This is a genomic window from Pseudomonas sp. IT-P2 (assembly GCF_949767575.1).
Lineage (GTDB): Bacteria > Pseudomonadota > Gammaproteobacteria > Pseudomonadales > Pseudomonadaceae > Aquipseudomonas > Aquipseudomonas pharyngis.
In genome coordinates this window covers 68,576-87,416 of the sequence record NZ_CATKQA010000047.1, presented here as the reverse complement: position 1 = coordinate 87,416, position 18,841 = coordinate 68,576, and the positions used below count along the sequence as shown (strand labels likewise).

Annotated in this window: 17 protein-coding genes; 12 read left to right on the top strand and 5 right to left on the bottom strand. The window is 59.5% G+C overall.

The genetic code is table 11. The features are described from left to right. Window positions 1–47: 47 nt before the first annotated feature. From ACM6JM_RS26235 to ACM6JM_RS26180, 12 genes are all read left to right on the top strand, one after another. Window positions 48–509, top strand: a complete 462-nt coding sequence (locus ACM6JM_RS26235) for a GNAT family N-acetyltransferase (RefSeq protein ID WP_039771887.1) — start codon at window positions 48–50, stop codon at window positions 507–509. A gap of 227 nt (window positions 510–736) precedes the next feature. After that, a complete protein-coding gene (locus tag ACM6JM_RS26230; protein WP_039771888.1) occupies window positions 737–1,387 on the top strand; it encodes a DedA family protein in 651 nt (216 codons plus the stop codon). A gap of 4 nt (window positions 1,388–1,391) precedes the next feature. Then, a complete protein-coding gene (locus ACM6JM_RS26225; RefSeq protein ID WP_414882755.1) occupies window positions 1,392–2,204 on the top strand; it encodes a zinc-dependent peptidase in 813 nt (270 codons plus the stop codon). Window positions 2,205–2,318: 114 nt separating this feature from the next. After that, window positions 2,319–2,846, top strand: coding sequence for an inorganic diphosphatase (ppa, locus tag ACM6JM_RS26220; protein WP_007990564.1), 528 nt, complete (start codon window positions 2,319–2,321; stop codon window positions 2,844–2,846). 221 nt (window positions 2,847–3,067) lie between these two features. After that, window positions 3,068–3,808 carry a helix-turn-helix transcriptional regulator gene (locus tag ACM6JM_RS26215; RefSeq protein WP_039771890.1) on the top strand — a complete coding sequence of 247 codons (741 nt, stop codon included), beginning with the start codon at window positions 3,068–3,070 and terminating at the stop codon, window positions 3,806–3,808. 486 nt (window positions 3,809–4,294) lie between these two features. Further along, a complete protein-coding gene (locus ACM6JM_RS26210; RefSeq protein ID WP_080770657.1) occupies window positions 4,295–4,726 on the top strand; it encodes a hypothetical protein in 432 nt (143 codons plus the stop codon). Between the two features lie 130 nt (window positions 4,727–4,856). Then, window positions 4,857–5,777: a restriction endonuclease gene (locus ACM6JM_RS26205; RefSeq protein WP_414882754.1), complete on the top strand. Its 921-nt coding sequence runs from the start codon at window positions 4,857–4,859 to the stop codon at window positions 5,775–5,777. 185 nt (window positions 5,778–5,962) lie between these two features. Then, window positions 5,963–6,544 carry a DarT ssDNA thymidine ADP-ribosyltransferase family protein gene (locus ACM6JM_RS26200; RefSeq protein ID WP_103385497.1) on the top strand — a complete coding sequence of 194 codons (582 nt, stop codon included), beginning with the start codon at window positions 5,963–5,965 and terminating at the stop codon, window positions 6,542–6,544. Then, window positions 6,541–7,185 (top strand): DUF4433 domain-containing protein, encoded by a 645-nt coding sequence (locus ACM6JM_RS26195; protein ID WP_074691609.1) that lies wholly within the window; start codon window positions 6,541–6,543, stop codon window positions 7,183–7,185. The genes ACM6JM_RS26200 and ACM6JM_RS26195 overlap by 4 nt, the downstream gene beginning before the upstream one ends. Beyond that, window positions 7,182–8,267, top strand: coding sequence for a macro domain-containing protein (locus tag ACM6JM_RS26190; protein WP_039771896.1), 1,086 nt, complete (start codon window positions 7,182–7,184; stop codon window positions 8,265–8,267). Before ACM6JM_RS26195 ends, ACM6JM_RS26190 begins: the two co-directional genes overlap by 4 nt. A 187-nt stretch (window positions 8,268–8,454) precedes the next feature. Beyond that, a complete protein-coding gene (locus ACM6JM_RS26185) occupies window positions 8,455–9,012 on the top strand; it encodes a hypothetical protein (protein ID WP_039771897.1) in 558 nt (185 codons plus the stop codon). A 15-nt stretch (window positions 9,013–9,027) separates the two neighbouring features. Further along, window positions 9,028–9,462, top strand: coding sequence for a hypothetical protein (locus tag ACM6JM_RS26180; RefSeq protein ID WP_039772002.1), 435 nt, complete (start codon window positions 9,028–9,030; stop codon window positions 9,460–9,462). A 23-nt stretch (window positions 9,463–9,485) separates the two neighbouring features. Here ACM6JM_RS26180 and ACM6JM_RS26175 read toward each other — a convergent pair whose 3' ends face one another. Genes ACM6JM_RS26175 through ACM6JM_RS26155 form a run of 5 tightly spaced genes read right to left on the bottom strand, consistent with a single transcriptional unit; the run spans window position 9,486 to window position 18,832 of the window. Then, window positions 9,486–10,298, bottom strand: coding sequence for a YfaP family protein (locus ACM6JM_RS26175; RefSeq protein ID WP_039771899.1), 813 nt, complete (start codon window positions 10,296–10,298; stop codon window positions 9,486–9,488). A 3-nt stretch (window positions 10,299–10,301) separates the two neighbouring features. After that, on the bottom strand, window positions 10,302–11,921 hold the full coding sequence (locus tag ACM6JM_RS26170; RefSeq protein WP_414882753.1) for a DUF2300 domain-containing protein: 1,620 nt from the start codon (window positions 11,919–11,921) through the stop codon (window positions 10,302–10,304). 1 nt (window position 11,922) lies between these two features. Continuing rightward, the gene (locus ACM6JM_RS26165) at window positions 11,923–16,488 is read right to left on the bottom strand and encodes an alpha-2-macroglobulin family protein (protein ID WP_414882752.1); all 4,566 of its coding nucleotides are present in this window, start codon (window positions 16,486–16,488) and stop codon (window positions 11,923–11,925) included. Beyond that, window positions 16,485–17,150, bottom strand: coding sequence for a DUF1175 domain-containing protein (locus ACM6JM_RS26160; RefSeq protein ID WP_039771902.1), 666 nt, complete (start codon window positions 17,148–17,150; stop codon window positions 16,485–16,487). The genes ACM6JM_RS26165 and ACM6JM_RS26160 overlap by 4 nt, the downstream gene beginning before the upstream one ends. Next, entirely contained in the window at window positions 17,120–18,832 is a 1,713-nt protein-coding gene (locus tag ACM6JM_RS26155; protein ID WP_414882751.1) for a DUF2138 domain-containing protein, read from the bottom strand. Before ACM6JM_RS26155 ends, ACM6JM_RS26160 begins: the two co-directional genes overlap by 31 nt. Window positions 18,833–18,841 lie beyond the last annotated feature (9 nt).

Here is an 18,841-nt window from a genome sequence, read left to right as displayed (position 1 = left end):
CGCCGTCAGAGCACGTGAAGACAGCCACTTGAAGGACGAGACCTACCATGCGGATTATCCAAGCGACCCTCGAACACCTGGATTTGCTGACCCCGTTGTTCGTTAAGTACCGCGAGTTTTACGGCTCCCTGCCCTATCCGGACTCGTCCCGGGCCTTTCTCGAAAAGCGCCTGCGACGCAAGGAATCGGTGATCTATCTGGCCCTGGCCGATGACGACGACAGAAAGCTCATGGGCTTCTGCCAGCTCTACCCGAGCTTTTCCTCGCTGTCGCTCAAGCGCGTGTGGATTCTCAACGACATCTATGTCGCCGAAGACGCCCGCCGCCAGTTGGTAGCCGACAACCTGATCCGCACCGCGAAGAAAATGGCCAAGGAAACCCAGGCCGTGCGCATGCGCGTCTCCACCAGCGCCGACAACGAAGTGGCGCAGAAAACCTACGAATCCATCGGGTTCAAGGAAGACACCGAGTTCAAGAACTACGTGCTGCCGATCAGCGAAGAACTCTGATCGCGAGGTGCCCTGCGGGGAGGGAGCAGACTCCCTCCTCAAAATGAATGCCAACCCGACATTTCTTCACACCGACATCCCCCGCTACAAAACCAACGCGCTTTTCACCCCTCTGCCCGTATAATCCCGATCTTTCCGGCTTGTAAGAAAAACTACACCCGCTTGTAGGCTTACACGAAGTCATCCGCACAGGTCTGCCGAGTCAGGCCGTCACCACAGGTGCCTCCATGGATTTCAACCCGCTCGATCTTGTCCTGCATCTCGACGTTTACCTCGACCTGCTGGTGAATAATTACGGGCCATGGATCTACGCCATCCTGTTTCTGGTGATCTTCTGCGAGACCGGCCTGGTGGTGATGCCATTCCTGCCGGGTGATTCGCTGCTGTTCATCGCCGGCGCGGTCGCTGCGGGCGGCGGCATGGACCCGGTATTGCTGGCGGGCTTGCTGATGCTCGCGGCGATTCTCGGCGACAGTACCAACTACGTGATCGGACGAACGGCGGGTGAAAAGCTGTTCAGCAACCCGAACTCAAAAATCTTCCGCCGCGACTATCTGCAACAGACCCACGATTTCTACGACAAGCACGGCGGCAAAACCGTGACCCTGGCGCGCTTCCTGCCAATCATCCGCACCTTCGCACCGTTCGTCGCCGGTGTCGCGAAGATGCCTTACCCGCGGTTCTTCGGCTTCAGCGTGTTCGGCACCGTTCTGTGGGTTGGCGGTCTGGTGACGCTGGGTTATTTCTTCGGCAACGTGCCGTTCATCAAGAAGAACCTGTCGCTGCTGGTGGTCGGCATCATCCTGCTGTCGCTGATTCCGATGATCATCGGCGTGGTTCGCAGCCGTTTCGGCGGCACCAAAGCCCAATCGCACTAAGCCGATGTGGTCGCTGAGCGCCTGGCGCCGCCGGCGCATTCTGGCCAGGCACCCGATTGCCGACGAACTGTGGCAGCGGGTGCGCCATCACCTGAGTTTTCTCGATGGCATCACGCCCGCTGAAGAGCAGTGGCTGCGTGAAGCCAGCGTGCTGTTCCTCGAAGACAAGCACCTGACCGCCCTGCCCGGTGTCGAGCTGCACCAGGAACAACGCCTGCTGCTCGCTGCTCAGGCGCAGTTGCCGCTTTTGCATCTTGGCGATCTGAACTGGTATCAGGGTTTCCACGAAATCGTCCTCTACCCCGACGATTTCCTCAGCCCCCAGCGCCATCGCGATGCCAGCGGCGTCGAGCATGAGTGGGACGGCGAACACAGCGGCGAAGCGTGGCAACAAGGGCCGATCATCCTCGCCTGGCCCGGCGTGATGGCCAGTGGTGGCTGGGAAGGCTACAACCTGGTGATCCATGAACTGGCGCACAAGCTGGACATGCTCAACGGTGACGCCAACGGCCTGCCGCCGCTGCACGCCGACATGCGGGTCAGCGACTGGGCCGAAGTGATGCAGGCGGCGTACGACGATCTCAACCGCCAGCTCGACCGCCATCCCGACGCCGAAACCGCCATCGACCCGTATGCCGCCGAGAACCCGGCCGAATTCTTCGCCGTCACCAGCGAGTACTTCTTCAGCGCTCCGGATCTGCTGCACGAGGCTTATCCACAGGTGTATGCGCAGCTGCAGCTTTTCTACCGCCAGGATCCGTTGACCCGCCTGAAGCAACTTCAGGCCAGCGACCCGGTCTATCAGGCTCACGAGTAAAGGTCTGCACGACTTCCGGTACATGGCGTCCACGGCAGAATATGCCTATAATCGCCGCCACTTTTTGGTCAATCCGGCCAAGTGTTTTTGGTCAACTAACGGGGGCAACGCCCAATGAGCTACAGCAAGATTCCGGCTGGCAAAGACCTGCCGAACGACATCTACGTCGCGATCGAGATCCCGGCCAACCACGCGCCGATCAAATACGAAATCGACAAAGACAGCGATTGCCTGTTCGTTGACCGTTTCATGGCCACCCCGATGTTCTACCCGGCCAACTACGGTTACATCCCGAACACCCTGGCTGACGACGGTGATCCCCTGGACGTGCTGGTCGTGACCCCTTACCCGGTTGCTCCAGGTTCGGTGATCCGCGCGCGTCCGGTCGGCATCCTGAACATGACCGACGACGGCGGCGGCGATGCCAAAGTCATCGCAGTCCCACACGACAAGCTGTCCCAGCTGTACGTGGATGTGAAGGAATACACCGACCTGCCAGCCCTGCTGATCCAGCAGATCGAGCACTTCTTCGCGAACTACAAGGATCTCGAAAAAGGCAAGTGGGTGAAAATCGAAGGCTGGGCGGGCGCAGACGCCGCCCGCGAAGCGATCACCAAGTCGGTTGCTGCCTACAAAGGCTAAGCCTCACGACCTGCGACACGCTTGAAGAAGACCCCGGTTGATCCGGGGTTTTTTGTGCCTGCCCGAAAGGCGCTTAAACAGCTTGTTTATGTCGGCCTACAGAAAAGTTTTAGTGTGTGTAATTTCCCACAAGGACGTCTTACATCCCGTCGCAAAATTTGCCCTGATTTTGAACGCAAGGTTTATTCAAACCGCTCTAGGCCGGCCGTAGACTCGTGTTTATGAGAAAGAACACTAGCGGTCCAAGATTCAAGGCACTCCTGGAAGCTGCGAACATCACCACCACGGGATTCGCAAAGTTCTGGGGCACGGAAGCCCAAAACGTTCATAACTGGTACACCCGGGGCGTACCCGCGTACCGCCTGGAAGAGGTCGCACGCCTGCTGTCCGTCAACAGCCAATGGCTGAAGACCGGCGAAGGCCCGAAAGAGGCCCCGCACCTGCATACGGACTCGGGCGACATCCTCGATGCCCATGCCATTCGCGGCGTCTACACGGTGCTCGAAACCAACGACATCGAACTGCCTCTCTACAAGGAAGCCCCGACTGCTCCTGGCTCCGACAAGACCCACGTCATCAAGGACCCGGACCAAACCATTCGCCTGCCCCGCAGCCACCTCGAAGCCCTGGAAATCCGCCCCACCGATGCCATCTGTACCCAAATGATCGGCAACAGCATGGCCGAAAAAATCGAAGACGGCTCCACCCTCGCCATCGACCGCGGCCTCACCCAGGTGGTGGACGGCGAAATCTACGCCATCGAACATGACGGCATGCTGCGCATCAAATACCTGCACCGCATGCCCGGCAACGCCCTGCGCCTGCGCAGCCACAACAGCGCCGAATACCCGGACGAGATCTTTCGCGCGGCGCAGATCGAGGAGCAGCGGATTCATGTATTGGGATGGGTGTTCTGGTGGTCGACGCTGGGCAAGCGGCGGCCGGTGGTGCCGTTTCTCTGAGCCTCCGTCACTCCCGGCCCCTGCACAAAACTTCGAGGGAGCGGGCTTGCCCGCGAAGAGGCCCGGATACCCGGTACAAATCTCTGCTTTTTGCCGCAGAAATCGCTCTATTCCGCACTTGAGACTGGGAATCCCCAACAAAACTCAGTATCCTGCGCCCCACATTCGCGCATCGACCCGCCAAGCGGCCCAGATGACGCCTGACGCGGCAGACCACTGTCTGACCAAGTCCCGCAGCCGGACGCAAGATCCGGATGTACGTTTTGAAGGCTGGCGCGGTTTACCAAAAATAAACCAAGCCAGTCCCCGAGAAGCCGGCCACAAGCCGGCTTTTTAATGCCTGCTGAAAAACCGGCCGGGGGTCGGTTTACGGGCAGAGCGCTGTGTAATGGTGCTTGCACAACTCATCGCATAACAGAGCCCCGCCTGCTGGAAGCGACGGCAACTTAGATTGCTCAAGTCACCCCACAAGGACGTTCAACATTGATGCCCAAAACCATCACTTCAAACATGAAATCAGTTGGCCTGACAGCTGCCTCGTGCCTTTGTCTTTCAGGATGTGTTGGAGCAATCGTATCGCTCCCGGAAAAAACAACCGTCAAGACAGACGCTTACAAAGCGCAAAGCTATCGATCAATCACACCGCAAATCAGCAGAACGGTCACGTCGACGCCTACACGGGAATGGTGCGGGATCACCGTTTGGGCACTGATCATTCCGGTGCCATTGAAACTACCGGTGTGCACATCGTATTTCGAGCAGTCCTTCGGCAACGACGAGTTCGGAAACGAAGCCGTTCTGCTCGACTCGCAGCAAAAAGTCCCATCCCCTTTCTACGCTTGCGGCCCATTCATGATGTTGGGACCGATCGTTCATGGTTACCAAGGCAATGCGCTTTGCGGTGTTTTTGCGGATTGATGGTGAAACTGACATAGCGACTTACGCTTTCACCTGCAGACGCTTTAGTCGCGAAGCCCTCCATATCCACCGTTGATTTACAATCGCCATCCGATCGGCACGAAAACACTTTCAGCACAGGGATGCGCCCATGTCCGTTCCAACCTACGATCAGTTCATTGAGCCGATCCTTCGCTTTCTCGCCACAAAACCCGAGGGTGCAATCGCTCGGGACGCTCATGAATCAGCAGCAAAAATGCTGCAACTGAGTGAAGCTCAGCGCGAAGAACTGATCGCCAGTGGTCAGGCTACCTACAAGAACCGATCAGGCTGGGCACACGATCGACTCAAGCGCGCAGGTCTTTCCAGCAGTGCCAAACGCGGTTATTGGAAGTTGACCGACGCAGGCGTGCAGTACGCCAAGGAGCATGCATTTCCACTGTCGACCACGGATGTGGAGCACATAGTAATCGGCTACATGAATGTGAAGCTGAAAGTCGCGCCTGACGCCGAGCCACTGGATGACCAACCAAATGTGGAGCCCGATCTAGCCTCCGCCACCGAGAGCCCCGACGACCGACTGGAGCGAGCGCTTAAGGAATTACGCGATGCCACGGCGGCCGACCTTTTGGACAACTTGCTGCAAGTAAGCCCTAACCGTTTTGAAGTAATCGTGCTGGATGTTCTTCATCGCTTGGGTTACGGCGCCAGTCGCAACGACTTGCAACGTGTCGGAGGTTCCGGTGATGCCGGCATCGACGGCATTATCTCGCTCGATAAATTGGGGTTGGAGAAGGTTTACGTACAGGCCAAGCGTTGGCAGAACACGGTTGGCCGACCTGAGTTACAGGCGTTCTATGGCGCGCTCGCAGGACAAAAGGCCAAGCGCGGTGTGTTCATTACCACCTCTGGTTTTACGGCGCACGCCGTCGACTTCGCCAAATCGGTGGACGGTATTGTGCTGGTAGACGGGACGCGACTGGTGCATCTGATGATGGATCATGAGGTGGGCGTGACATCGCGTTTGTTGCGGTTGCCGACGCTGGATCGCGATTATTTTGATGAAGAGTGAGTTCGGGCGTGTTGCTGCTTGACCCTGCTAACCAATTTCCTTAGTGGGCTTGTGGCCAAAAGTGATGGCACACTAGAATCACAGCGATTGTTCTACCAACCCCTACGGATCGAGGGTTACATCAGCACGGGGCGAGGCCGGAACTGAATCCAGTTTAGGTTGATGTGCAGGTCAAGGAGACCACTATGGCGGACGTTAAAAGCATCAAGGATCAGAAGCTTCTCTACCATCTCACTTCAGTTGAAAACCTGGATGGAATTTTCAAGGATGGTTTGAAACCTCGCGCTGGCCTCTCGGGTTTCAAAGACGTCGCAGATGCTGAAATCCTGAAAAAGCGGCAGGCTCTGCAGCTCGACAATTACGTGCCCTTCCACTGGTTTGCGAAGAATCCATTTGACGGAAGCGTCCAGCGCAACAGGCCAGAGGCCCAATTTGTACTGATCTCGGTCTACAGATCAACGGCCAGGCAATACGGCTGGAAAATCATTCCACGCCACCCGTTAGCAGGCGACTCAATACAGCTACTTGATTACGAACAGGGTTTCGAAGCCATCGAGTGGGATGTCATGAGCAGTCGCGATTACCTGGACCCTCATTGCAAAAGCATCTGCATGGCCGAGTGTCTCGCACCGGGGGTTGTTAAACCTGAGGCCTTCTTCAAAATCTTTACCCCCAGCGAAGAAGTCGATGCACTTTGCGTAGCTAAATTGCAGGCAGCGGATGTTAATGTGCAGACCAGCGTGAATCAGAGAATGTTTTATCAATGAACTACACCAGCCTGAATCCAGAGAAAGCTCTGATTTGGCGTATCGTCCATCGCGATAACCTGCCCTGGATTCTGGACAACGGCCTGCATTGCGCAAACTCGGAAGTACAGGCACCTCATTACGTGAACATCGGCAACGTCGACTTGATCGACAAGCGCCGTTCCCGTCAGGTGCCTATCGCACCCGAAGGCGTCCTGGCCGACTACGTGCCCTTCTATTTCACGCCCTTCTCGGTGATGATGCAGAACATCCACTCCGGGTGGAGCGTGCAGCAACGCAGCAATGACGAGATCGTCATTCTGGTCTCAAGCCTCCATCGCGTTGAAGAGCTCGGCCTACCGTTTGTCTTTACAAACGCACATGCCTATCCGAGTTGGACAGACTATTACAGCGATCTGGCGAATCTCGACCAGATCGATTGGACTATCCTTCAACGGCGCGACTTCAAGCGCGATCCTGATGACCCTCGTAAAATAGAGCGTTATCAAGCGGAAGCGCTGATCCACCATCACTTACCGATTACGGGACTACTGGGCATCATGTGCCACACCGATGCAATGAAAGAACGCATAGAACAAGACGTCGCCGCTCGAGGCCTGACGTTGTCTGTCCATGCGCGTCCCAAATGGTATTTCCAATGATCAGATTTACCCAAGGCAACCTGCTGGAAGCCAAGACCGAAGCCCTCGTCAACACGGTGAACACCGTGGGCGTGATGGGAAAAGGCATCGCGCTGATGTTCAAAGAACGCTTTGCACAGAACTATCGTCTGTACGCAGCGGCGTGCAAGGCCAAGGAAGTTGAAACCGGCAAGATGCACGTGACCGCCACCAACGAACTTGAAGGACCTCGCTGGATCGTCAATTTCCCGACCAAACGTCACTGGCGTTCACCTTCGCAAATGGCCTGGATAACAGAAGGTCTGCACGACCTGCGTCGTTTTCTAATTGAGAATGACGTGAAATCCGTCGCTATCCCGCCACTGGGTGCTGGTAACGGTGGATTGAGTTGGCCTGAAGTCCGCGAACAGATCGTTGAGGTTTTGGGGGATCTGGATGTCGACGTGCTGGTGTTCGAGCCGACCAATCAATATCTGAATGTCGCCAAGCGCAACGGTGTAGAGACGCTCACGCCGGCCCGTGCCCTTATCGCTGAACTGGTTCGACGCTATTGGGTGTTGGGCATGGAATGCAGTCTGCTCGAGATTCAAAAACTGGCTTGGTTTCTTGAGCGGGCAATTGAAAAACTTCCAAGTACAGAGAACCCGCTAAACCTGAAATTTATCGCTCATAAATTCGGGCCATACGCCAATCGACTGGAGCATCTGCTCAACAATCTGGATGGTAGCTATCTACATTGCGACAAGCGTATCAGTGATGCGGAAATCACCGATGTGATTTGGTTTGATCAAGATCGCAAGGCTTTTTTGCAGACCTACCTAAAGACTGAAGCCAGGGAATATTCCCAAGCTTTAGAGCGCACAGCTGAATTAATCGATGGCTTTGAATCCCCCTTCGGAATGGAATTACTCGCGACCGTCGATTGGTTGCTGATTAAGGAAGGGGTTGTTCCGACCGTTTCTGCGGTACGTGAAGCACTGAGAAACTGGGACGGCGGGGGTGGAGCTGCGGTGCGAAAAAATAAACTATTCGATGATCAAGCTCTTGAAATTGCGATTAATCGCCTGATCTCCAGCAGTTTCAGCCCGAAAATAGCGGCCTGACGCAGACAATAAATGCGAGTTTGCCTGTCCGCTTGGCACGTGCAATGAGTAGACGGCTCAGGCGATTATTGAACCATCGCAATAAGCCATTAGCACATCCGCCCTAATTGCCGCTCACCCAACCTCGCCACTAAATTTCCATTCTGTTTTTGTGCATTGCAAAAGCACCAAGGAATGGAGCAACACCATGTCGTTTTTCAAACTCAATCAATCCCTTGTTCTAGTAACCGCACTTCTGACCGCCACTACTTGCGCGCAGGCAGAAGAACCGAACCCCGTCGGTGACTGGTGGATCATTTACGGCAACGGCATTCCCAACAAGAACATCATGTATGTAGCCGACAGCACTTCAGTCGTGCCGTCGAACCATACCAAGGGTGCGAAATTGGTGGCCGTGACGCTGGTGTATGAAGAACCCGGCAAACCGATGATCGATGCCTACAACCTCGAAGTGCAGTGCTCCACGAACAAGGTCCGCTTTCTTAATGGGCAATCCATAGATCGCATTGCCTACATGATGCGGCACCTGAAAGTTAACGACCAATGGCAGCAGCCGAAGGAGTTCTGGGTACAACGCGCCGCCGAGTTTGTTTGCTCCCCCGCTAAAAAGGACATGATCGCGCTGGGCAAGATGGAGCCCTTGCAGATGATTCAGGGCATGCAACAGATGTTCTTCAAGCTGGCACCGATTCAGGAGAAGGGGCAGATGATGGACAACCTGGATTCGATCCTCGGTAACAAGTAAGCGGCGGAACGCATGATGAATCAATGGACTAAAACGTTACTGGCGGTCCTGCTGACACCCACACTATTGCTGCTGCATGGCTGCCACCTGATTGCTCAGTCTCGATGGGAAGGGCGCGATGTCCAGGAAGCACTCGACCTGTTCGGCAAACCCGACTCGATGAAAAAACAGACCGGTGCCAACGGTGAGAATCTGGCGGTTCTCACCTGGTTCAAATCCTCCAGCTGGACCACTACAGAAGCGGCCGGGACTTCAATGAACCATACCGGCAACGGCATGGTTTACACCGAGTACTACGAGACAGTCGGTCACAGTTCGGATTGCAAACTGGAGGCCACCGTCAACAAAGCCAAGAAGATCGTGCTGTTCAGGATTGAAGACGGGAAGATCATTCACGGGAAGTGCATCAACGTCCCGTTCGTGCCCGGCTATATTCCGCCCGGCTTCTAATGCATCCCTGAGCAGGCTTCTGCTCAGGGATAACTAAACGACTTCACCAACGTCAATTCCCCCACCGCCCGCATCGGCACCAGGAACGTCTCCATCTTCTCGCTAGGCGTTCCTTCCTCGGTAATCACCGTCACCTGCGCGGTCGTCAGCGGCTGCACCGCCTCTTCCCCACCCTCATCATCCCCGCGATACCCACCACCAAAATAATTCACATACACCAGATACTGCCCCTTGATCGGCGCCGGCATGGCGAAGATTTCCGGGCCGTAGCCGGTGGTCACGTCGACGTCCAAAGCAGCGCCATTGGGGGCGACGCGGTCGCCGTACCAGATGTGCGCGCCGTCGGGTGTGATCAGGTGCAAATCGAGGTCCGTGCCGTCACTGTCCCACGCCAACAACACCCGCAGTTTCGCCGGAGTAGCGCCGCCGCTGGTGTTGAGAAATTGCGTGCGGTGCCGTTGCTGGCCGTCCGGGCTGCGGACTTCGACGCTGTTGCTGCCGTTGGGAAAGGAGAACGGGCGGTCGAAGCGGCCGCTGTCGTCGATTTTCAGCGGCATGCTGACGCCGTTGACGATCAGGCGGCCGGGCTCTTTGTTTTTTGGTGTGGCTTTGATTTCGCCGCTGATACGGGCGGTGTTGGCCTGGCCGATCGGTGTGTTCACCGAGGAGGCCGGGTAGTTGACGGTCTGGCGGAAGCTCTCGCCCTCGCCTTCGGGCGCGCCACTGCGCCAGCCGCCGACCGGGGTGTCGAGTTTGACGCTGTCGGCAGCCATCGCCATTGGCAATGCATTAAGCGCGCAGAGCAACAGCAAGACCTGTGGATAACGGAGTGTCATGGTCTATTCCAGCAAAAGGTGACGGGCGAGCCCTTCGATATAGGTTTCATCCTGGCCGTTGGGGTGAGCTTCAAAGGCCAGGTGCAGGTATTCGTGAGTCAGGTCCAGGCGATCCTGCAAGGACAGCACGCCGCGCACGTAGATGCGCTGGCGTTCGCGGTCGACGAAGGGGCGGCCGAAGGCGAGTTTGCAAACGGCGAAGGTGCTGACTTCGTTGTAGCCGGTTTCGCTTTCCAGCCTGGGACGCCAGCCGCGCCGCTGTTTTTGCAGCCAGTCCTGCGCGGCGGGCAGTGCTTCGCAGGACGCCACCGGGTTGTCCCAGCGGCTGAGGCTGGCGCGCGGGTAGGCGTGCAGCAGAATCGCGTCGTAGCGCTGGCCGGCATTGGCTTGTTCGACGGCTTGCTGCCAGGCGAGTTTGTCGGGGCCGGGTTGATCGGAGTGATAGGTGACGGTGCTGCCGGCCAACACCAGATCCGCCGTCCATGCGGCGATGTTGCGGGATTCGGCGGAAGCAGGACGCGGTGCAACACGCTGGCGAGTGCTGCTGTCGTCGATGCTCAAACATTCGCCATTGCGCGTGGCGTTTTGCAGCAGATACGTGCGGATCGCCACGGCTAACGCTTTCGCGGCTTCGGCCGGTTCAGATTTGGCTTCACGCTCCAGCACACGGGCGACGTACTCCTCGCGATCCAGCCGGGCGACCAGTTTGTCGTTGAGCAGAAACAGTTCGCCGTCGCTGTGGATATCCAGCGCATTGCCATTGGCGAACTCCACGCGGTAATCGCCCTGCAACGGGCCGGAACTCATCCCCCGATCACCGGACAGAACCCGCGAAACCGGATATCGCGAGAACAATCCCACCTCAACACAACGCCCCGCTTCCGCCGGCCAGGAAGCAGGCAACACTGTCGCCAACGCAGCACCGTAATGCCGCAGAACCATCTGACTGGTGCCCCGGCCACCGGCCCAGATCGGCGAGCCATCCGCCGTCCAGCCGGCGAATCCACCCTGACGTGATTGCGGGTCCTGATCGCCGAGCCAGCTCCAGGTTTTCACCCGCAAGCGCCCGCCGAGTTCGCCGACGACATTGCCGTCCGCCGCGTTCAGCACCACGTCGAGCAGCACCCGACGCATCTGCTCCTGAGCCGGCAGCAAAGCCAGAACCTTCAGCAAGTCAGCCACGGAAACCCGAGTAGCCGGCTGCACCGATGGCAAATCCAGCAACCACGACGGCGCCCGTCGCGCCTGCCAATAGACTTTCCAATCGCCAGCAGTTATGCCCAACCGCGCCGGCTCGAAATACAGCCCACAGGATTTCACCAGCGCCTGATCACGCTCGATCTTCCCGCCCGCGCTGCAGCAATAAACCTCTTCCTTCGACTGCCCACGACATTCATAAGCCGGTTCCCGCGCGCCGGTATCCACCAGCCACGCGTAGACAAACACCTTCCACAAACTACCCAGCGGCGTATCCAGCGACGAAGGCAACGGCTCGCGAGCAGTCAGTTGCGTAGTGTTCAGCGACAGCAGTTCGCCCTTGTAGGCCACGCGCAACGGCTCATCCTGCGCCGTCGCCAGCGCAGGAATCACACACATCAGCAGCCAGACCAGCAGCCGGGTCATGTCAGTTGACCGTGACCTGACCGAGGGCCGCTTTCGCTTCGCGGGCTTGATGCTGCGGCGCGTAGACCTGAGTGAAACGCACCGGCGGCAGGTTGAACTGGCCCTTCTGCGAGAACCGCACCAAATGGCGCAGACGCAATTCGCCGCTCAGCGCATCCACTGGCACCGCATAGGCCAGTTGACCCGGCTCGAAACGCGCCTTCTCCAGCGCGGTCGGCTCGGTGCCGTCCTTGCCCTGCAACTTGATGCCCCACGTGGTGCGCTCGACATCCGCGCCCGGCGGCAGCGGTACTTCGAGCATGCCGTAGCGCAGCGGTTTTGGTGCTTTGCTGGTGAGGATCACCTCGTCCAGATACAGGCTGTCGCTGGACAGCGGTTTAGTGCCGACCGGCTCCAGTTTGAAGGTGAAGGCTTCGTCACCCGGCACCAGACGCGACAGGCGACGAGTGATAGTGACGGCCATCGGATCGACCGCCGGTTGCTGGGTCTGGAAGCTCAGCGCGGCGCGCAACGGACGCTCCTGAGTGCCCGATACCGACAACACGCTCGGCACCGGCGTAGCACCCTGCCACGTCCAGTACATCTCGCCGGTCGCGCCATAGTTTTTCTTCCAGCCTTCGCCCGGTGCCAGCGCGATGGTCGGTGATGCCTGGGCGATGCTGCGTTGCAGCCAGGTCAGCGCCAGCGCACGTTCGAGGGTCGATTGCTGCGGCAACAGGCGTTGCAACAACGCTGTCGCGCGAGCCTGATCGAACGGTTGCAGCGACAGGTTCAGCGCTTCGGCAAACGGCTGCGAACTGACGGACAAGCGCTGTTGCGCAGCGCCCAGCTGACGATTGAACGCGTCCGGCAAAGCGACTTTCGACTGGGTGGCCAACGATGCGGCCAAGACCCGCGCCGCCGCCAGACCCAGCGCCGAATCCGGATCGCCCATCACCAGACTGTCTTCGCCGTCGTCCATCAGGGTTTCGGCATTGCCTTCTCCGGCCTTGGCCAGATCCTCCATCAAGCCGCTGAGCAGCGTGTTGACCGGCAGATGCATCTGCTTGGCGAACGACAGGATCAGCGCCCGTTGCAGCAATGGCGTGTTCGGCGCCTGCTTGGCGTAGACCTCCAGCACCCGCTGCCAGTGCTCCGGCGGCAAGGTCAGATCCAGCACCTGACTGGCGTTCCAGTCGGCGTAATAGGCGTAAGCGGTGAGGAACGCATCCGGCTCGCCATCGAAACCCCACCAGGTGAAGCTCGCTGACGGCCCGGCCATTTGCACCAGGCGCAGACGGCTGTTCTGCATGATCAGGCGCAAGCGGTCGCGGATCTGCGGGCTCGACGCCAGCGACGGATAGGCGATGCTCAACGGCAGCAAGCGGCTGGCGGTCTGTTCGACGCCGCCGTACGGATAGCTGAGCAGATCGTCGAGGGCCGAACGGAACAGCGCTTGCGGACTGTCATCCAGACGCAGGCGAATATCGGTGGCGTCTGCCGGCAGGCTCAACGGCGTGTCGCCGCTGGCCACATCGAGGCTCTGGGTCTGCGTTACTTGCCAGCCTTCGCCGGTGGCGGTCAGGCGCACCGCGAGGGCGTCGGCGGTCTTGCCGTCCTGCACCAGTTCGGCGGTCCATTCGCCGGAGGCCAATGCGAAGGCCGGCAGCGGCAGGTAGTTGATGCCGTTGTTGAGGGTCACCGGCAGGCGCTGTTCGGTACCGGCGTAATGCGTCACCAGCTCAGCCTTGACCGGTTTCTCGGCCTGGCTGAAGGCGAACACGCCGAGTTGCGGCTGATCGCCCTTGCGGAATTTGCTCGGCCCGCTCCACTTCAGGTACAGCGGTTTTTCCGAGCGGACAAACTGCTTCTTCTGCCCGACCTGCCCGTCATCGGCAATCGCTCGCGCGGTGATGCGCCAGCGGGTCAGCGAGTCCGGCATCTTGAAGGTGAAACGGGTTTTGCCGTCAGCGTCGGTCAGCAATTCCGGCTGCCACGCAGCGGTATCGACGTCTTCGCGACGCGGCCGCTCCAGCACTTTCACCCCACGCTCGCTGCGGTTGGCTTTGCCCGGTGCGCCGGGGCTGCCCGGCAGCGCCACGTCGTAGCTGATGAACGACAGGCTGGCGCTGGTGCGCACGTTGTTGCGGCGCGGGTGATAGAAGAACTGGTCGATGGTCGGCGCGACTTCCGGTTGCAGCGCATAGACCATTTCGTCGACCACGCTGACCGTCAGGTGCGCCGGCACAGCCTTGCCGGCGAACTGCGTGGTCAGGTCGACGGTCACGGTATCGCCCGGCTGATAGGTCTCTTTGTCGGTTTTGATTGCCACGTCGATCTGCGGCGCAACAACCTTGATCCCGGCGTTCTGGAAGCTGTACTGACCGCCCTTGGTGTACAGCACGGAGAACGTCAGGTTCGGCGCGAAATTGTCCTTCACCGGAATGCGTGCGCGGTATTGGGTATCGCTGAGCTTTTCCAGTTTCAGCCAGTCGCCGCCCTTGGCCAGCAGCGCGGTGGCTTCGACCTTGTCACGTTCCAGCGACAGCAGTGCATCGCTGACCGGCTCCGGGAAGGTGATCAGCGCCAGCGCTTCATCGCCGGCCTTGTACTCGGGTTTGTCGAGGACGATTTCCACGGTGCCCGGCACAGCCTTGACGCCGTCGCCGGTGACCGAATGACCGGTCGCACCCAGCACCCGGCCGTGCTGATCTTTCAGCGACAGGTTGTAGGTGCCCGGGCGATCGAAAGCGACGCTGAAGCCTTTGTCCTTCGCCGCCAGTTTGCCTTCGCCGGTGGTCTGGTCTTCGAGGCGCACCCAGCTGTAGCTGCTCGGCACAACGGCCTGGGCCTGTTGGCTGCCGACCTCGTTGGCATAGCTGAACGCGACCTTGTCACCCACCGAGCTGAAGCGCTGCGGCGCAGTCAGACGGAAACTGGCGGCGCCGCGATCGATGAGGATTTCCTTGGTGGTCTTGACCCGATACGCCGCGCCATCGCTGGCAAACACGGTGAGCATGTAGCGGCTTGGCTTGTCGGCGGCCGGCAGGTCGAGGGTCGCGTTGCCCTTGCTGTCGGTGGTCAGTTCGGTGCTGGTCAGCTCCACCGGGAACTGCCCGAGGTATTGCAGTTCGTTGTCGACCATCGACAGTTGCTGGGCGCGCAGGCTCAGGGTTAGTTTGGCGTTGGCCACCGGTTTGCCGTCCGGGTACAGCAGCACCAGGCTGCCCTTCACCGGTTCGCCGGTGCGGTAATCCTGCTTGGCCAGGTTCAGCGAGATTTCGAAGTGCGGCTTGATGTACTCCGCCACCCGGAACGCACTGCTGTAGGCCTGATCCTTGTAGTTGAAACGCAGCTCATAACCACCGGCCACCGCGTTGTCCGGCAACTGGAAACGGCCCTGGGTGCCGGCCTTCGAATCGAGTTTCAGGTCGAGGCGCTGCAGCTCGGTGCCGGTCGCATCGAGCACGCTGACATTGACGTCCGCCGCGCCCGGCAATACCGAATCCCGCGCGTTCTTGAATTCACGGCCGACGATTTTCAGCGACACCCAATCACCCGGGCGATACAGCGGCCGGTCGGTGAAGGCGTAGAGTTTGGTGTCGTAGATTTCGCTGTCGTAATAGAAGTTTTCCGAGACGAATACGCCGCCCTCTTCGTCCTCGCCGATCACGAACGAACGCTCGGGGCTGACGTGTTTCAGGCGCAGCAGACCATCGGTATCGGTGGCGCCGCTGCTCATCACGCCGAGGCCGTCGGTCCACAGCACGTTGACCTTCGGCACCGAGCTGCCTTCGTGTTTGCGCGCGGCCCACACCAGCAATTCATCACCGGCAATCTTGCTCACCGCAACGGTGTTGGAAACGAAAACCATGGTGGTCGCGCGGTACTTGCCAATCAGCGCTTCGACCAGATACAGGCCCGGTTTCAGATTGCCCAGCGGGATGTAGACGTTACCCGGCGCAACGCTGACAAACTCGCTGGAAGACCCGGCCAGATTGACGCCGGTCGGCGGCTGGATCGGCTTCGCTTGCCACAGCGGATAACGGAACTGGCTGACCACCGGCAGACCCGGAATCAGGGCGAACTGCGGTTGCGCGTCGTACGGCGTCGGCGCGGCGATGGCATTGCCCATCTTCAGCTCCGGCACTTCCTCGGTGACTTGCTGACGCGACTCGTAGGAGAACGCACGCTGCATCACCCGACGGGATTTGCGGTACCAGTTGTCCCACAGGTACGCGAGGGTGTTCGACAGGCCTTCGCCCTTGAACTGGCCGTCACTGACCACGCGGTGCAGGTTCTTCTGGCGCTTGAGGAAGTCCAGCGGCTTGTCGATCTTGTACACCCGGATATCGGCGCCGCCGTACGGCTCCATACGGAAGCGACGATAGTCACGGCCCGGCGCTTCGAGGCGCACCACCGCCTGTTCGTCGGCGGCGAAACTGCTGTCGGCCAGCAGGAAAAAGCTTTCACCGGACACCGGCGTGTAGCCGCTTGGCTCCACGGTGTCTTCGGCATTCACGGCCGAAAACGGCAGGGTCAACAGCAACAGAAAAGGCAGTAAACGCAGCATGCGGGCACCGGTCATTGGGAGAGAAAATTCAGTCGATAGACGCCGATGAAGTTGGGGTTGGCTGCGTCGGGTATCCATCGGGTGTCCTTCCATGTCATGAGTTGCTGCAGGCTTGCCGAACGCATGCCGTTGTCGGTTGGGGTGGTCGTGCCGGTGTGATAGGCGATGTAGCGGCCCATCCAGATCATCAGGTGCTGGTCGTCGCCCTGATCGAAAAACATCAGATCGCCGGGCCGTGCCTGGGACACGTCGCGGCCGATCAGATGGCTGTTGAACTGAATCAGTTTGATCGCGTTGACGTACGGCCCGACCTTGCCGCCGCCCTGCTGCCATTGCTGGGCGAGCTTGCGCTGATCGGCGCTCAGGTCCAGCTCCGGCGGCAGGTAGCGGTTGGACACGCCATTGCTGCGCAGCCATTTGTCGTCGTGGACTTTCAGCGCTTCGTTGGCGGCAAACCGCACCAGGCCAGCGCAATCCTGCTGATACCAGCGCGGGCTCGGGCCTTTGCTCAATTGTTCCTGGGCGATGCGCACGAACCAGGCACGAAACACCTGCGACTGCTGCGGATCGAGGGCCGGAGCCTCAACGGCTCGGGCACCGGCACTGAGCAACAACGCCAGCAGGCCAAGGCTGCGAATCAATGCAGTCACAGCGCTTTCCACTCCAGCGGCAGCCATTGCCAGTGACCGTCAGGCTCGCTGCCTTCAGGCAGGGTCAGAGCGTATTTGCCCATGCCGCCGAGAGTGCGCAGTTTCGGGATCAGGTAGGTTTGCGCGGCGTTGTAGAACACCGGCTCCATGTCCTGCGGCAGGCTGTCGAGGGTTTCCTGCTGGATCAGTTGCGCCATCGAGTCCGGGCCGAAGTAGATCGGCATCAGCACGTCTTTCGGCAGTACGTCGGCCATCGGCGGGAAGCGCTTGTCGAGGGTGCCAAGGGCCTTGTCGACCAGTTTGTCGTCGAGGGAAAACAGCAGCGTCGAACCGTGACGCGCCAGGCTGACTTTCATGAACGCACGGCCGGTGATCGCGTCCGGATTCTCGGCATCCTTGGCCGCGTAAGGGCCGAAGTTGGAACTGACCTGACGCTGCCAGAGGTGGCTCTGGCCTTCCTGCTTCTCGACCACCGGGAACGCGTGTTCGTCGACCTTGCCTTCGTAGGCGCCGACCATCGAATCGAACAGCGTGCCGATATCCGCGTCGAGTTGGCCATTGTCTTCGTCGTTCAGGCTGGCCACCAGCAAGGGCGTGTACAGGCGCGAATCGGCGTACCAGCACAGGCCCGCGGCGCCGGCCACGTGTTCGGTGAGTTTGTGCGCCACCGCTTCTTCGGCGCCGAGTTTCACCAGCAACGGTTTCTGCGGCTCGGCCGCCACCGGCAAGGTCACGCAGGCGCTGGCGCCCAGCGGCATGGCTTGCCAGACCGGTTTGAAATCGAAGTCCGGCTGGTTTTCCAGCTCATCCATGGCCAGAAAGCTGTGCCAGCCCTTGTCGTCCATGTCGAAACGCAGGCCGGCGAAATTCGGGATGAAGCGCTGGTAACCCATGGCCAGGACGCTGGAATTGACCGACAGACGTTGTTTGGTTTCAGGTGTTTTGGCCGTGAGCCCGAACGCTTCGGGGAACAGTTTTTCGCCGTTGAGCAAAGCCGCCAGCGCTTGCGGCGAGACGTGGCCGGACTCCTCGGAAGCACCACTTTCCAGGTCGTAGAATTTGGTCGGGTTCGACAGCACCACCAGTTTGTCGCCACGGGAGGCGAACAACAGGGATTTGCCGGCGTTGTAGGTCAGCTGATACAGCGGCACTTCGTCGCCGCCGGCTTTCAGGGTGCTGAGCACGCTCAGTTGCGAATCATCCAGGGCGACTTTCGCCAGCGGCTCCAGCACCTTGGCCAGGCCGCCGCGATCCATCACCAGCAGGAAATCCTTCAGCCGACCATCGGCGCCGCGCCACAACGCCACGTCTGCCGGTTGATCGAAGAGCTGCTCGATCAGGCTGTCCTGCAACTTCAGGTCATGCTCGTAGATGATCCGCCGCAGACTGCCGATCAGCCCGAGACGGTCAGCGTGGGTTTCGTAATAGAAAACGAAATCCTCGGTGAGCGTGGCCTTGAGGAACGGCACCGTCAGCAGGTCCTTGGGCAACTGGCTCAGGGAGCGGGTTTCCAGCAGCGCGTCCGGGCGGCTCAGGCCAAGCCTGTCGCTGGCCAGCTCCGCCGGTGGCGCCTTGGGTTTGTGCATCAGCCAGCCGAGCCCGCCCGCCACGCCGGCGACAAGGCACAGCCCAACCGCCAGTAACGGCCAGCGCCGGGAAGGTTTGCCGGCAGGTGTTACGGCGGCCGGTGCAGCAGTGTTATCGCTCATCTTTCCAGA